A 15,108-nucleotide genomic window follows, 5' to 3' on the forward strand; every position below is an offset into this window, starting at 1 on the left:
CAACGACAAGGGACGGAACGCCTTCACATGATCACTGTCTTCGGCTCCATCAACATGGACCTCATCGCCACGACCGAGCGCCTGCCGCGCCCGGGCGAAACCGTGGCCGGCCGCAGCTTCCAGACAGCGGCGGGCGGAAAGGGTGCCAACCAGGCGCTGGCCGCCCGCCGCGCCGGGGCGCCCGTCCGCATGGCAGGCTGCGTCGGTGGCGACGCCTTCGCGGACGAGGCGCTGGCGCTGCTGCGCCATGCCGGCACCGACCTGTCGCAGATACGCGAGACGGCATCACCGACCGGAACCGCGCACATCCTCGTCGGCGGCGACGGGGAAAATGTCATCGTCGTCGTGCCGGGCGCCAACGGCGAGGTGACCGCCAGCGACGCCCTTACGGCGATCGGAAGCATGCGGCCGCGGGACACGGTCATGCTGCAGCTCGAAGTACCGGCCGCGGCCGTGGAGACAGCGCTCGACGAGTCACGGAAGCGCGGCGTGCGTTCCGTCATCAACCTCGCGCCGCTGACGCCCGAGGCGCGGCGGCTCGGCGCCAAGGCCGACATCCTCGTCGCCAACGAGACGGAATTCGAGCTGTTCGCCGGCGAGAACGCTCTCTCTCCCGAGGCCCGCGAGGCGGCCATGCGCAGACTGCACGCCGCATCCGGCCAGACGATCATCGTGACGCTCGGTGCTGATGGCGTCGTTGCCATCCGCGACGGCAACATGCACAGGGCCAAGGGTCTGGTGATCGAGCCGGTCGACACGGTCGCCGCCGGCGACACGTTCTGCGGCTACCTGGCCGCCTCGCTGGACCAGGGCCTCGATTTCGACCGCGCCCTGCGGCGCGCCGCCGTCGCGGGCTCGCTTGCCTGCCTGAAACGCGGCGCGCAGCCGTCGATCCCGATGGCAGAGGAGGTCGAGGCACACTTGCAAACTGGCTGATCATCCAGCCTTGACGGCAAGCGGGCATCGCGGTCGATCCTGAAGCAAGGGAGTTGCACAGCCGGAGACGCGCGCCCGGGCACGCGGCAGAATGACGCAGATATTTCGACCAGTATCCACGACGTTCATTTCGCGTTTTATTAATATTCTCTAGGTTAATCAAAGGATGACGGTCGGACTTCCGCAGGATCAGGATCTCCCGCCTTCGATGCCGGTCGGCATCGCCTCCTCCATGACGGAGCTTCCCTTCAAGTTTGACTTCACCGCTTCGCCACCACCACGGTGAGCGATTTGCCCAGTTCGTGAGGATACTTCATGTTCAGTTTCAAGGCCAAGTCGCTCGCGACGAAGCTCATGGCCGTGACAGGCGGAACGATCGCGATCGTCATGCTCGCCTCCAACTTCGTTCTGATCTCCGAAACGCAGGACCGCGTGGCGAAGCTTGTCTATGCCGATGCCGATGCCCAGGCCAAGGCGATCGCGTCGGACATCGGGAGCAATATCGCCGAGCTGGCGGGCGCCGCGCGCTCCATGGCCGGCGTCGTCGGCAACGGCCACCAGGCCGGCCTTCTCGACCGGAAGATGACCATCGAGTTCCTCAAGACCAATGTCGAAAAGAACGCCTTCGCCTTCGGAAGCTGGTTTGCGGAAGAGCCGGCGGCCTTCGACGGCAAGGCGACTGAGCTTGCCGGCCAGACCGAACTCGGCGCGGCCAAGGACGGAACCTTCAATCCCTACTGGACCAAGGGCAAGGACGGTATCTCCTTCTCAACCTTCGATTCCGATTACAAGGCCGAATGGTATTCGCTCGCAGCCAAGAGTGGCAAGGGCGCGATGACGCAGCCCTATACCGAGACCTCCACCGGCTCCAACACGGCGATGGCTTCGATCGCCTATCCGGTGGTCTCCAACGGCAAGCTCATCGGCGTCAGCGGCGTCGACGTTTCGCTCAAGACCCTGTCGGACAAGCTTTCGGCGCTGCGCCCCTTCGGTTCGGGCCGCGTGACGCTGCTCTCCCAGAGCGGCAAATGGCTCGTCTCGCCGATCCCCGACCTGCTCATGAAGGAATACGAGGGCCAGGGCGCGGACATCGTCAAGGAAGCGCTCGCGTCCGGCAAGGTCGGCCGTATCGAGAACCTGACCTTCGATGAGTTCGAATCCTTCGATCGCGTCGTCTATCCCTTTGCCCTGCCGGACGTGAACACGAGCTGGATCGTGCTCGTTGACGTTCCGCGGTCCGCGATCAACGCGCCGGTCATGGACCAGACCTACATGATGATCGCCGGCGGGCTGATCGTCCTCGCGGCCGTGCTGCTCGGTCTCTACGCCGCGGTGCGCCGTTTCGTCCAGAAGCCGCTTGCCGGCCTCGTCCATGACGTGACGCAGCTCAGCGGCGGACAGTACGGCAATGCGGTCTCCGGCCAGGACCGCGACGACGAAACCGGCGCCGTCGCGAAAGCGCTGGAGGGCTTCCGCCACCAGCTTGCCGACACGAAGCGGCTCGAGGCCGATGCAGCGGCGCAGCGCCAACTGACGGAAGAGGAGCGCCTGCGTTCCGAAGCCGAACGCAGTGCCTCCGGCGTCCTGCAGCGGGACATCGTCGCCCGCCTCGGCGACGGGCTTTCCCATCTCTCGTCCGGCGACCTCGCCTTCCGTCTCTCCGGTGAATTCCCGGGCGAATACGCGAAGCTCAAGACCGACTTCAACTCGGCGATGGCAAGCCTCGAGGAGACCATCCAGACCGTCAATGCGTCCGTCGGCAACATCGGCAACGGGACGAGCGAAATCTCGAACGGTGCAGCTGACCTTTCGCACCGCACGGAACAGCAGGCGGCAAGCCTCGAGGAGACGGCGGCGGCACTCGACGAGCTGACGTCGCAGGTCAATTCGAGCGCCGACAATGCCCGCGTCGCGGCGCAGTCCGTCGAGGTCGCGAGCGCCGATGCGGCGAAATCCGGCGAGGTGGTGCAGAAGGCAATCACCGCGATGCACGGGATCGAGAAGTCTTCCGGCGAGATCTCCAACATCATCGGCGTGATCGACGAGATCGCCTTCCAGACGAACCTGCTGGCGCTGAACGCCGGCGTCGAGGCGGCACGCGCCGGCGAGGCCGGCAAGGGTTTCGCGGTTGTGGCCCAGGAGGTGCGCGAGCTGGCACAGCGTTCCGCCAACGCCGCCAAGGAAATCAAGGCGTTGATCAACGCTTCGGAAGTCCAGGTGCGCGAAGGCGTCGACCTCGTCGGCCGGACGGGCGACGCGCTGAAGACGATCGCCGCGCAGGTCCTGCAGATCAACGGGCTCATCCGGCAGATCTCAGGCTCCGCCTCGGAACAGGCCGTCGGCCTCCGTGAGATCAACTCTGCGGTCAACCAGATGGACCAGGTGACCCAGCAGAATGCGGCAATGGTGGAAGAGACCACCGCCGCGAGCATGGCGCTGAACGAGGAAGCACAGACGCTGAAGTCGCTCGTCGCACGCTTCCGTGCAGGCTCGGCGGTCGCGGCGCCGGCGACGCGATCGGCCCCCGCCTATGCACCGGCGCTCCAGCGCGCCACCCCGGTCCGCCCCGTTCCGCAGGTTTCGGGCAATACGGCGCTGGCGCAGGATGCCTGGGAGGAGTTCTGAGACCTCGTCCATGTCAATCTGACGACGGCGCCTTCGGGCGCCGTTCGTTTCCGGGCGGAGGTCAACCGCGCAGCGGTCATAAACGCCAGCATCCCGGCATGGAGCCGCATCTCCGCGGTTCGGCCGCCCTTCCCGCCCACCGGGTGCCGGATCGCATGCCGCGTTGCCGCTCAGAGCCGTGCAAGTCGCTCGGTCAGCAACTCGAAGAACCCTTCGGCGTCGATGTCCCGCATCACCCTTGCATTGCGTTTGCGGTCCGTCACATGCCACCAGTCGACGACGGTCATGCCGACAGTCAGCGACGACGCCACCTCGATCTCGACGTTGCAGTCGCGCCCGCTGAAGAGTTCCGGCTTGAGCAGGTAGGCGACGACGGTCGGATCGTGCAGCGGGCCGCCGTCCGAGCCGTATTTTTCGATGTCGAAGCGTTCGAAGAACTCCAGCATCTCGGCCATCGCCACTGCCGCCCGGCTGCCGATGGCCTTGATCCGCTCGACGCGCCGCCTGAGCGTCAGGACCTTGTGCGTGACGTCCAGCGGCATCATGACGATCGGCACGCCCGCGCGCAACACGCGGTCGGCGGCTTCCGGATCGACAAAGATATTGAACTCGGCAGCGGGCGTGATGTTGCCACCCTCGAAGAAGCCGCCGCCCATCATGACGATCTCGTGCAGACGGGCAACGATCCGCGGCTCCTTCTCGAAGGCGAGCGCGATATTCGTGAGCGGTCCGAGCGTGCAAAGCGTCACCTCGCCCGGTTCGTGCGTCATGACGCACTCGACGATGAAATCGACGGCATGCTGGGCCTGCAGCGCCATGCGCGGCTCCTCCAGCACAGGACCGTCAAGACCCGTCTTGCCGTGCACGTGCTCCGCGGTCACCAGCGGCCGGGCGACGGGACGGTCCGCACCGGCGAAGACCTTCACGTCCGGCCGGTTCGACAGTTCGCAGACGATCCGCGCGTTGCGCTGCGTCAGTTGCAGCGGCACGTTGCCGGCGACCGTGGTGATCCCGAGAAGGTCGAGCTCCTCCGGGCTCCCGAGCGCCAGCATGATGGCGGCTGCGTCGTCCTGTCCCGGATCGGTGTCGATGATGATTTTGCGTGGCTGCGGCATCTGTTCCCCTGTGGTGGCGCTGCGGAATCGCGCTGCGGCGCGCCCGGACTGGCGGCGACTATATTTGCAGACGCGCCGACCGCAAGCGCCTTGCGCCGAACACGCCCAGTCCCCATATTGCTGAATATCAAGGCGCCGGTTTCGGGCCTTGGGATGGTCGCTTGAAGGCAAGGACTAGCGCATGTCGAGAATGACTCCCTTCACAAGCCCGCTTCTGCTGGGCTTCGATGCCATGGAAAAGACCCTTGAGCGTATTGCCAAGGGCAACGATGGCTACCCTCCCTACAATATCGAACGCCTTCGCGCCGACGACGGCGCCGGCCTGCCGGAACGGCTTCGCATCACGCTTGCCGTCGCCGGCTTCTCCGAGGAGGAGCTGGATGTGACGACCGAGGAGAACCAGCTTGTCGTGCGCGGTCGCCAGAACGACGCCGGCGAGCGGGACTATCTCTACCGCGGGATTGCAGCCCGGCAGTTCCAGCGCATGTTCGTCCTCGCCGACGGAATGCGCGTGCTCGGCGCCGAATTGCGCAACGGCCTGCTCTCCATCGACCTCATGCGGCCGGAGCCGGAACGCATGGTAAAGAAAATTAACATTTCCGTACCAGACTAGATCATGCGCCGTTCCCTGCGGAACATTCGCGGGAGCGACATGCGACTAGACTGAGTATGCCGGACGCACCGCCGGATCGTCGTGACCGCGGGCGTGCGGACAGCCGGACCTTCCGGCTCCCAGCCACGGAGGCGATCATGGGACTGAAGTCACTTACCCCCCAGGTTTCGAAGGCGGACCTCGCGCATCTCGGCGCAGGCGAAGTCGGCTATATCCGCAAGATGCGCGCCGACGAGGTATCGCGCTGCTTCCCGGAAGCGCCGGAAATCGATCCGGATCTCGATCTGTGGGCTCTTTTCGGGGCGGACGGCACGCCGATCCTCCTGACCGACAACCGCTCCAGCACCTTCTACAAGGCGGCCGAAGACGAGCTGCGCACCGTCAGCCTGCACTGACCGTCCGGCGGCTCAGAGCCGCTGGAAGGTGAGATAAGCCGAGCTGCGCCCCTCGCGCCGTGCCTTGGCTTCGTAACGGGTACCCGGCCAGCCCGCAAAGGGTGTGAGCCAGTCCGCGGCATTGTCCGCCGTCCAAACGAACGCGGGATGCGCCGCGCAGTGCTGCAGCGTCCAGTTGACATAGGTATCGATGTCGGACGCGAAACAGAAGAGACCGCCCGGCTTCAGCACGCGGGCGAATCGATCCAGATTGACCTTCGAGACGAAACGCCGTTTCCAGTGCTTTTTCTTCGGCCAGGGATCCGGGTAGAGAAGATCGATCTGGTCCAGGGAATGCGATGGCAGCCAGTCGAGGAGTTCGGTCGCGTCATCGTCATAGAGCCGGATGTTGCGCGCGCCGCTCTGCTCCACACGTCCAAGCAGTTTCGCCATGGAATTGACGAAGGGTTCGACGCCGATGAAAGCGGTGTTCGGCGCCTCCAGCGCGCGATGCATCAGGTGCTCGCCGCCGCCGAAACCGATTTCGAGGCGGACGCGGTCCGCAACGAAGCCGAAGAGCTCGGCAACGTCACCCGGTGCAGGCCCGGCGGGATCGAGGCGCAGTCGCGGCAGCAGCGCCGTCAACTGACTCGCCTGCCGCTCCCGCAGCGGCTTGCCCTTGCGGCGACCGAAAAACGCTTCGGTCGCCCGTTGGCGGCGCTCGCCTTCGCTCATCGGCGGCTCAGTTCCTTATTGCATCCTTGAGCGGCTTGACGAGGTCGAGACGCTCCCACGAGAAGGAACCGTCGCGGCCTGCCTTGCGGCCGAAATGACCATAGGCGGACGTCTTCGCGTAGATCGGCTTGTTGAGGTCGAGATGACGGCGGATGCCCGACGGCGAGAGGTCGATGACCTTGCGGATGGCCGCCTCGACCTGGTCTTCCGTCACTGCTCCCGTGCCATGAAGATCGACATAGACAGACAGAGGCTGCGCGACGCCGATCGCGTAGGAAAGCTGGATCGTGCAGCGCTCGGAAAGACCGGCCGCCACGACGTTCTTCGCGAGATAGCGCGCGACATAGGCGGCGGAGCGGTCGACCTTCGTCGTGTCCTTGCCGGAGAAGGCTCCGCCGCCGTGCGGCGCAGCGCCGCCATAGGTGTCCACGATGATCTTGCGGCCGGTCAGGCCCGCGTCGCCGTCAGGCCCACCGATCACGAACTTTCCGGTCGGATTGATGTACCAGACGCAATCGTCGGCGATCTTGATGTCGGACAGAGCCTCGCGGATGTAGGGCTCCACGACCTGGCGGACCTTCGCGGAGTCCCAGTCCTCGTCGAGGTGCTGCGTCGACAGCACGATCGAGGCCACATCGGCGGGTTTGCCGTCAACGTAGCGGACCGTCACCTGGCTCTTGGCGTCCGGCCCGAGCCTGGCGGCGTCGCCCTCGCCCTTCTTGCGGGCGGCTGCGAGGAGCTGGAGAATGCGGTGTGAGTAATAGAGCGGCGCCGGCATGAGCTCGGCGGTCTCCTTGCAGGCGTAACCGAACATGATGCCCTGGTCGCCGGCACCCTCGTCACCCTGCTGATCGGCGGCGCTGTCGACACCCTGCGCGATGTCGGCGGACTGGGAGTGCAGCAGCACGTCGATCTTGGCCGTCTTCCAGTGGAACCCGTCCTGTTCGTAGCCGATGTCGCGGATCGCCTTGCGTGCCGCAGACTTGAACTTCGACGGATTGATGACGTCCCGGCCGTCCTTGTCCTTCTTCATCAGGCTCGCGGGAAGGCGTACCTCGCCGGCGATGACGACACGGTTGGTGGTCGCCAGCGTCTCGCAGGCAATGCGGACGGACCACGGATCGACCTTCGTCTTGGCTGCCTCGCGGTAGACCAGATCTACGATTTCGTCCGAAATCCGGTCGCACACCTTGTCAGGATGCCCTTCCGCCACGGATTCGCTGGTGAAGAGATAGCTGCTGCGCATCGGGAATTCCCCTCAAAGAAGATGACGTGAATCTGTTAGTCAGTTCACACACGAAAAACAAGCACACAACGACATAAATATATCTTTATATCTAAAAAGAGATGCGCCGGACACGCCAGGGCGGGCGAACCGGAGGTCGCCCGCCCTGGCGTGTCCGTTTGAACAGGAATCAGTCGTTGTCGACGTTCTCGGCGGCCAGCGCTTTGACCAGATCGACGATCCGGCGCCGGACCTTCGGATCGGTAAGCTTGACGAAGGCGCGGTTGAGCTGCAGCCCCTCGGCGGAGGAGAGGAAGTCCACGACGTAATTCGAGCTTGTTGCCTCGGACAGGCCGCTCGCCACGCCGACCCCCTCGCCGGGAGCGTCCTCGAAGAAGAAGGAGACGGGGACATTGAGGATGCTGGAAATGTTCTGCAGGCGGCTTGCCCCGACGCGGTTGGTGCCCTTCTCGTATTTCTGGATCTGCTGGAAGGTGATGCCGAGACTTTCCCCCAGCTTCTCCTGGCTCATTCCGAGCATGGTGCGACGCAAGCGAATCCGGCTGCCAACGTGAATGTCAATCGGATTCGGCTTTTTCTTGTTCTCGCTCATGTGTGTTTCCTAACGCGAAATGCCCCAGTTCCCCACCGCAAGCCTCGCCGGCTCCGCGTACGTAACGTAACGTTGTATTGAAGAATTTCAACCGCGCCATTCTAGTCGCGCCGCAACGTTCCAGGCCACTATGCAATTTTAGGGGTTTCCGGTCAATTCTTCGCTCTAATGAAACCAAAGCGCGAAACAAGAGCTGTTAAAAGTGCCATTGCCAGCAGAATATAAAACCTTAGGTTTTGTTTAGCGATGTCCTGATATGAAACGGAACTTCCCGACAAAGTTGAATCTATATAACCACCTATATTATAAGAAAGCCCTAATACGACTCGCCCCTTCGAATCGACAAACGCAGAAATGCCGCTGTTGGCCGCCCGCACCAGCGGCACACCTGTCTGTACCGCGCGCACCTGCGCCTGCCGGAAATGCTGGTAGGGGCCCGGCGTATTGCCGAACCAGGCATCGTTCGTGAGATTGAGAAGCGCGTCGGACTGCGCGGCATCCGCGGTGATCTCCTGCGGAAAAATCGCCTCATAGCAGATGAGGGGATAGAAGCTCCGCCCGCCGGCCGTACGCAGCAACGGATGTTCCCGCGCCGCCGAGAACCCGCCCGGCATGGCCGCGACCGCATTGATACCCCAGGACTCCAGAAGCGGGCCGAACGGCATATATTCCCCGAACGGCACGAGATGCACCTTGTCGGCCGCGCCGATGATCTGGCCCTTGCCATCGATCGCATAGATCGAATTGTAGTAGCGCGGCGGCTTGCCCGCGCCGGCAGCTTCCATCCGGACCGCGCCGGCAATCAGGGTCTGGTCGTCGTCGAGAACCTCGGCAATCCGCACGAGCGCGTCCGGATTGTCGGTCAGGATGAAGGGGATCGAGGTTTCCGGCCAGATCACGATCTCCGGCTTGCGCCCGCCGTTTCCGGGAGGAGCCGCCGTCAGGGCGAGATGGCGCTCGAAGATCTCCGCCCGCACGGTGTCGTCAAGCTTCATCGCCTGGTCGATGACCGGCTGGACGATGCGCACGCCCGTCCCCGTCGCGGCGGGGTCGGGCGAAAACCGCAATTCGTAAACGCCATAACCGAGATGGGCGACCAGCGCGACGCCCGCAAGCGCGAGACCGCGCCGCGCGCCGCGGCGCGTGCCGAGCAATGCCGGCGATGCGAAGACGAAGACGGCCATGAGGTTCATGGCGTCCATGCCGGCGAGCTTCACCGACTGCATCATCAGCGGCACCGGCATCAGGCCGTATCCGACGGCATTCCACGGAAAACCGGTGAAGAGCGTCCCGCGCAGCCATTCGGCGGCGGCGAATGCGACGGCAAGGGCGGCAAGTCGGCCGGCGCCGTCAGACCACAACAGGCGGGCGGCGGCTGTCGCCAGCCCGTAGTAGAGGGCGAGGAACGCGGGCAGGCCGAGGACGGCGAGCGGCAGCGCCCAGGCATAATCCTCCGCCTCAACGAGGAGCGCGTTGCCAAGCCACCAGAGCCCGCCCAGGAAATAGCCGAAGCCGAAGAACCAGCCGATCCAGAACGCCGGAAGCAGGCGGCGCACCCACCCCGATCCGGCCTCGCCGGTCGCCCCGTCAACGAGCCATACCAGGATCGTGAAGGACAGGAAGAGGGCCGCGAAAAAGCCGAAGGGCGGCAGGGCGACGACGCCGATGAGTCCTGCCGAGAACGCCATCAGTGCCCGCCGCCAGCCCGACAACAACATGACCCCGCCCGCGAGACGCTCCATGGAATCCCCTCTCCACCAGGCCAACCGAATCAGCCGGTCCAGAGTCTTCCAAAAAAAGGGGGACTTGTCCTGCTCGTGGACCTGCGCACCGCCCGGAAAAGCCCGGCGAGGCGCAGGTCCACGGCGTCAGGCGGCGGGCTCGCGCTCTGTCTCGCCCGTTCCGGAGGGTGCCGCATCCGGGGCGCCGGCCTCGGTTCTCGGCTGACGCCGCCGCGTGGCGGCCCGCTTGCGCGTGATGCGCACCCGTTTCACACGCCGCGGATCGGCGTCGAGGACGTGAAATTCGAAGCCCGGCAGAGCCTGAACCACCTCGCCGCGCGCCGGGATTCGCCCGAGCGCCGAGAAGATCAGGCCGCCCAGCGTGTCGGAGTCCTCAAGCTGCTCACGGATGTCGAAGTCGTTTCCGATCGTCTCGGCAAGCTCCTCAAGCTCGACGCGCGCGTCGGCGATGAAGACGTCGTCCGACGTGCGCGAGATCATGGCCTCGTCGTCGTCATGCTCGTCCTCGATGTCGCCGACGACCATTTCGACAATGTCTTCCAGCGAGGCCAGGCCATCCGTGCCGCCATACTCGTCGATGACCAGCGCCATCTGCGTGCGGGCCGCCTGCATGCGGGCCATGAGATCCGAGGCGAGCATGGACGGCGGAACGAAGAGAACCGGGCGGATGATGCCGGCCTCGGCGACCGTCTTGCCGAGCTCGACGCGGGCCAGGTCGAATTCCGCCTTCGGCGCCCGTGACGGCGGCTTCTCGCCGCTTGCCGCCCCGTTGCCGTTGCGGCTGCCGGCGCGGCGCTTGTTGCGCGCCTGCTTGGTGACATAGGCGAGCAGGTCACGGATATGAACCATACCGCGCGGGTCGTCGAGGCTCTCGCTGTAGACCGGCATGCGCGAGCGGCCGGACTCCTCGAATATGACCATCAGTTCGCCGATCGTCACGGACTCGTCCACCGCCTCGATGTCGGCGCGCGGCACCATGACATCCTCCACGCGCACCTCGCGGAAACGCAGGATGTTGTGAAGCATCGCCCGCTCTTCGGGCGAAAAGGCCGTATCGCCAGCCCCGCTGGTCAGCAGTGCTTCGGCGAGGTCGTTGCGGAGGCTCGAGCCGTCGCCGCTTCGCCAGATGCGCATGGCGCGCGCCCAGAAGGATGTTGCCGGTCTTCCTCCAGTTTCCGGCCTTCGGGGACTGCCTGCGTCGTCCTGGTCGGAGGCGTCGGCCTCCATCTTGTCAGCCCCAGGCGGCTGCGTGCTAAAGTCGCTCATTGTTCCAAACTGTCAAACCGGATCGTACCCGTAGGGGTCAGATAGGCCAAGCTCCGCCAAAATGCGAGTCTCGAGCCCTTCCATTCTTTCCGCGTCTCTAATTTCGATATGATCATACCCGAAGAGATGCAGAAATCCATGGACGAGAAGATGTGTGAGGTGGTCGTCGAAGGTTTTGCCCATCTCTTCGGCCTCACGCGCGAGGGTCTCCTGTGCCAGAATGATATCGCCGAGCATCGGCCCGGGCACCTTTCCCGGCGTCACGGGAAAGGCCGGGAAGGAAAGGACATTGGTCGGCTTGTCCTGCCGGCGCCACTCGGCGTTGATCGTACGGATCGAGGCATCATCCGTGAAAAGAAGCGACAGTTCCGTGGAAACGTCGGGAAAGGGCTGCTTTTCAACATGCGACAGATGGCGTGCCGCTGCTTCCAGCACCCTTTCGCTCAGGGTCTCGAGCACATCCTCGGACGGCCAGATGCCGCCTTCCACGCTGATCTGTATGTCGAGTTTGCCCATGGTCCCGCGGCCCGCCTCAGCGGTCCAGTTGTTCGCTTTCGTCCTGCACCGCGGTCTGTGCCTCGTAGGCCTTGACGATGCGTGCCACCATCGGGTGACGGACGACGTCCGTGTCCTTGAAGCGGACGACGGAGACGCCTTCCACGCCCTTGAGGATCTGCAGCGCCTCCACCAGGCCCGATTTCACGCCGCGCGGCAGGTCGACCTGGCTCGGGTCGCCGGTGACGATCATCCGGCCATTCTCGCCGAGGCGGGTCAGGAACATCTTCATCTGCATCGATGTCGTGTTCTGCGCTTCGTCGAGGATGACCGCGGCGTTGGCGAGGGTGCGGCCGCGCATGAAGGCGAGCGGCGCGATCTCGATGACACCCGCCGTGATCGCCCGCTCCACCTTGTCGCCGGGCATCATGTCGTAGAGCGCGTCGTAGAGCGGACGGAGATAGGGATCGACCTTCTCCTTCATGTCGCCGGGCAGGAAGCCGAGCCGCTCGCCCGCCTCGACGGCCGGCCGCGACAGCACGATGCGGTCGACGGCGCCGCGCTCGAGAAGCTGCGCCGCATAGGCAACGGCGAGATAGGTCTTGCCCGTGCCGGCCGGGCCGACGCCGAAGACGAGTTCGGACCGCTCGAGCGCGCGGATATAGGCATCCTGCGTCGGCGTGCGGGCGGCGATCGTCTTCTTGCGGGTGGAAATCTGCGCCATGGTGAGCTTCGCCTTGCGTTCCATGGTCGGCAACGAGAGCTGGTCATCCGCCGCGATCGCCATGCGGATTGCGCCCTCGACGTCGGACGTCTCGACGGATCCGCCGTTCTGAAGCCGGTCATAGAGATAGTCGAGGGCCCGGCGCGCCTGATTGGTCGCGACCACGTCGCCGGAGATGGCGACGGAATTGCCCCGCGCCCGCGCATCGACGTTCAGCCGCTGTTCGATGAGCTTGAGATTCTGATCGAACTGTCCGAAGAGCTCGCTGGCGTAGCGGTTGTTCTCGAACGTGAGCACGAAGTGATTGGCGTCTGACGCTGTCTGTTTCGACTGGCGCGGCGATGTCGTCATCAGTTCATGTCCGTTCAAGCAGGCATGCTCCCTTGCTTTCGACCTTCAGCCTATGGCTTCCGCAAAGAGGCTGTTCGGGCCGGCATCGGTGATTCGTACCTTGATAATGTCACCGATTTCCGACCCATTTGCACCAACATTCACAGGTTGCAGCCAGGGAGAGCGCCCGACGAGCTGGTCAGGCATGCGGCCCGGCTTCTCAAGCAGGAGATCAATCGTCTTGCCGACGCAGCGAGCGGCGAAGTCGCGCTGCTGGGTAAACAGCAAGGATTGAAGTCTTTCAAGACGTTCCGCCTTCACGGCCTCCTCGACATGGTTCTGCATGTCGGCGCCAGGCGTGCCGGGGCGGACGGAATATTTGAAGGAGAATGCCTGTGCATAACCCACCGTCCCGACCAGGCGCATCGTCGCTTCGAAGTCTTCGTCGCTCTCGCCGGGGAAGCCGACGATGAAATCACCGGAGATCGCCAGATCCGGCTGGACGGCGCGGACGCGTTCGATCAGCGCGATATATTCGGCGGCCGTGTGACGACGGTTCATGGCCTTGAGAATGCGGTCGGACCCGGACTGCACCGGCAGATGCAGATAGGGCATCAGTTTCGGCAGATCCCGATGCGCGGCGATCAGACTGTCATCCATGTCGCGGGGATGGCTGGTCGTGTAGCGCAGCCGGGCAAGGCCCTCGACCTCCGAAAGGCGCCGCAACAGGTCGCCGAGCCCCCAGGGACGGCCGTCAGGACCTTCCCCGTGCCACGCATTGACGTTCTGGCCGAGCAGGGTGACCTCGCGCACGCCGCCCTCGACGAGCTTCTCCGCCTCGGCAAGGATCTGCGAGACGGGACGGGAGACCTCGGCGCCACGGGTATAGGGCACCACACAGAATGTACAGAACTTGTCGCATCCCTCCTGCACCGTGAGGAAGGCGGTGACGCCGCGCTGGCGGGTCCTCGCCTTGTCGGGTGCCGGAAGATGCTCGAACTTGTCCTCGATCGCATAGTCCGTCTCGATGACGCGTTCTCCGCCCTTGGCGCGGCGAAGCGCGTCCGGCAGCCGATGATAGGTCTGGGGGCCGATCACGAGATCGACAGCCGGCGCGCGACGCAGGATCTCCTTGCCCTCGGCCTGCGCGACACAGCCGGTGACGCCGATCACCATCTCGCGGCCGTCGCGTGCACGGGCCTTCTTCATCTCGCGCAGGCGGCCGAGTTCGGAATAGACTTTTTCCGCCGCTTTCTCGCGGATATGGCAGGTGTTGAGCAGCACGAGATCCGCGTCCTCGACCCGGTCGGTCGCCTCGTAGCCGTCTTTCGACAGCGCATCCGTCATGCGGTCGCTGTCATAGACGTTCATCTGGCAGCCGTAGGTCTTGACGAAGACCTTGCGGGCGCGCACAGGCGCGGCCACGTCGTCGAGAAATACTGTCTGTTCGCTCATGCGGGCACCCATAGTGCAAAAAGCCCGGAAAATGAAGCCCCGTCACCGGCCACGCAGGCGGGCGGAGAGCATGGCGCGGATGCGGGTCTCGATCTGGCGGCTGACGACCTTCCGGTTGCTGTCGCCGCCATAGTCCAACCGCTCGCCAAAATCCACGTCGACGTCGACCGCCCCTTCCCGCATGATGCCGATGAGATGCGGGGCAAGCGCAATGTCGCCCGGCCAGGCAGCGATCGGGCGATGAAAGCGGCCCATCGCCATGCCGTGGACACCGGTATAGGCGATCGAGACCGGCTGGATGTGAACCACGCCACCCGGCGCGTGCGGAACGGCAGACGCGGCCGCGCCGAAAAGCGACGACTTGATCTCGAGCAGCCGGTTGCCGTCCGAGGTCGTGCCTTCGGGAAACAGCACCACGACCTCGCCATCCGCCAGCCGCCGCCCGATCTCGTTCACCTGATCGCCAGCCTTGCGCTTCTCCTCACGCACCACGAAGATCGTCGCCTGCAGGCGCGCCAGGATGCCGAAGACGGGCCAGGCGCGCACTTCCGACTTTGCGATATAGACGACATCCGCGATGGCGCCGAGGACGAGGATATCCTGCCAGGCGACGTGGTTGGAAACGAGAAGAAGCGGGCGGCTCTCCTCGAGCGCGCCGTGAACCCGGACATGGATGCCGACCGCAAGGCAGGCGGCCTTGTGCCAGAGGCGCGGAAGGCGGCGGCGGAGCGACCAGTCGAACCGCAGCGCGACCAGTTGGAACGGCAGAAGGCAGAGCGTGACGAGCGCGAGGAACAGCACCGCAAGCGCCAGCCGGATCCAGGAGATCAACCTCCACCTCCGGCGCGACGCGAAATCCG

The 15,108-nt window shown here is 64.6% G+C and carries 14 protein-coding genes; 4 read left to right on the forward strand and 10 right to left on the reverse strand.

Annotation, left to right across the window (positions count from 1 at the left end; genetic code table 11):
* Window positions 1-27 precede the first annotated feature (27 nt).
* Complete coding sequence (locus LXM94_RS04280; RefSeq protein WP_235769899.1) at window positions 28-936, forward strand: ribokinase; 909 nt, start codon at window positions 28-30, stop codon at window positions 934-936.
* Window positions 937-1,251: 315 nt separating this feature from the next.
* Window positions 1,252-3,561: a methyl-accepting chemotaxis protein gene (locus LXM94_RS04285; RefSeq protein WP_235769900.1), complete on the forward strand. Its 2,310-nt coding sequence runs from the start codon at window positions 1,252-1,254 to the stop codon at window positions 3,559-3,561.
* Between the two features lie 170 nt (window positions 3,562-3,731).
* Here the strand turns inward: LXM94_RS04285 and LXM94_RS04290 are convergent, their stop codons facing one another.
* A complete protein-coding gene (locus LXM94_RS04290) occupies window positions 3,732-4,676 on the reverse strand; it encodes a nucleoside hydrolase (protein ID WP_235769901.1) in 945 nt (314 codons plus the stop codon).
* A 181-nt stretch (window positions 4,677-4,857) separates the two neighbouring features.
* Here LXM94_RS04290 and LXM94_RS04295 point away from each other — a divergent pair, with 181 nt between their 5' ends.
* Together LXM94_RS04295 and LXM94_RS04300 are read left to right on the forward strand one after the other, a co-directional pair.
* Entirely contained in the window at window positions 4,858-5,289 is a 432-nt protein-coding gene (locus tag LXM94_RS04295) for an Hsp20 family protein (RefSeq protein ID WP_235769902.1), read from the forward strand.
* 137 nt (window positions 5,290-5,426) lie between these two features.
* On the forward strand, window positions 5,427-5,684 hold the full coding sequence (locus LXM94_RS04300; protein WP_235769903.1) for a BQ00720 family protein: 258 nt from the start codon (window positions 5,427-5,429) through the stop codon (window positions 5,682-5,684).
* A gap of 12 nt (window positions 5,685-5,696) precedes the next feature.
* Here the strand turns inward: LXM94_RS04300 and trmB are convergent, their stop codons facing one another.
* The 9 genes from trmB to LXM94_RS04345 form a co-directional block, all read right to left on the reverse strand.
* A complete protein-coding gene (gene trmB / locus LXM94_RS04305; RefSeq protein WP_235769904.1) occupies window positions 5,697-6,398 on the reverse strand; it encodes a tRNA (guanosine(46)-N7)-methyltransferase TrmB in 702 nt (233 codons plus the stop codon).
* Window positions 6,399-6,405: 7 nt separating this feature from the next.
* Window positions 6,406-7,644 (reverse strand): methionine adenosyltransferase, encoded by a 1,239-nt coding sequence (metK, locus tag LXM94_RS04310; protein ID WP_235769905.1) that lies wholly within the window; start codon window positions 7,642-7,644, stop codon window positions 6,406-6,408.
* Window positions 7,645-7,813: 169 nt separating this feature from the next.
* Window positions 7,814-8,236, reverse strand: a complete 423-nt coding sequence (locus tag LXM94_RS04315) for a helix-turn-helix domain-containing protein (RefSeq protein WP_235769906.1) — start codon at window positions 8,234-8,236, stop codon at window positions 7,814-7,816.
* A gap of 152 nt (window positions 8,237-8,388) precedes the next feature.
* Window positions 8,389-9,978, reverse strand: a complete 1,590-nt coding sequence (lnt, locus tag LXM94_RS04320) for an apolipoprotein N-acyltransferase (RefSeq protein ID WP_235769907.1) — start codon at window positions 9,976-9,978, stop codon at window positions 8,389-8,391.
* A 126-nt stretch (window positions 9,979-10,104) separates the two neighbouring features.
* Window positions 10,105-11,244 carry a hemolysin family protein gene (locus LXM94_RS04325; RefSeq protein ID WP_235769908.1) on the reverse strand — a complete coding sequence of 380 codons (1,140 nt, stop codon included), beginning with the start codon at window positions 11,242-11,244 and terminating at the stop codon, window positions 10,105-10,107.
* A gap of 12 nt (window positions 11,245-11,256) precedes the next feature.
* Window positions 11,257-11,760: an rRNA maturation RNase YbeY gene (gene ybeY / locus LXM94_RS04330; protein WP_235769909.1), complete on the reverse strand. Its 504-nt coding sequence runs from the start codon at window positions 11,758-11,760 to the stop codon at window positions 11,257-11,259.
* A gap of 16 nt (window positions 11,761-11,776) precedes the next feature.
* Window positions 11,777-12,832, reverse strand: coding sequence for a PhoH family protein (locus LXM94_RS04335; protein WP_235769910.1), 1,056 nt, complete (start codon window positions 12,830-12,832; stop codon window positions 11,777-11,779).
* A 27-nt stretch (window positions 12,833-12,859) separates the two neighbouring features.
* On the reverse strand, window positions 12,860-14,248 hold the full coding sequence (gene miaB, locus LXM94_RS04340) for a tRNA (N6-isopentenyl adenosine(37)-C2)-methylthiotransferase MiaB (RefSeq protein WP_235769911.1): 1,389 nt from the start codon (window positions 14,246-14,248) through the stop codon (window positions 12,860-12,862).
* Window positions 14,249-14,290: 42 nt separating this feature from the next.
* Window positions 14,291-15,079, reverse strand: coding sequence for a lysophospholipid acyltransferase family protein (locus LXM94_RS04345; protein ID WP_235769912.1), 789 nt, complete (start codon window positions 15,077-15,079; stop codon window positions 14,291-14,293).
* Window positions 15,080-15,108 lie beyond the last annotated feature (29 nt).

The sequence above is a fragment of the Rhizobium alarense genome (genome assembly GCF_021555155.1).
Classification (GTDB): Bacteria; Pseudomonadota; Alphaproteobacteria; order Rhizobiales; family Rhizobiaceae; genus Rhizobium_D; species Rhizobium_D alarense.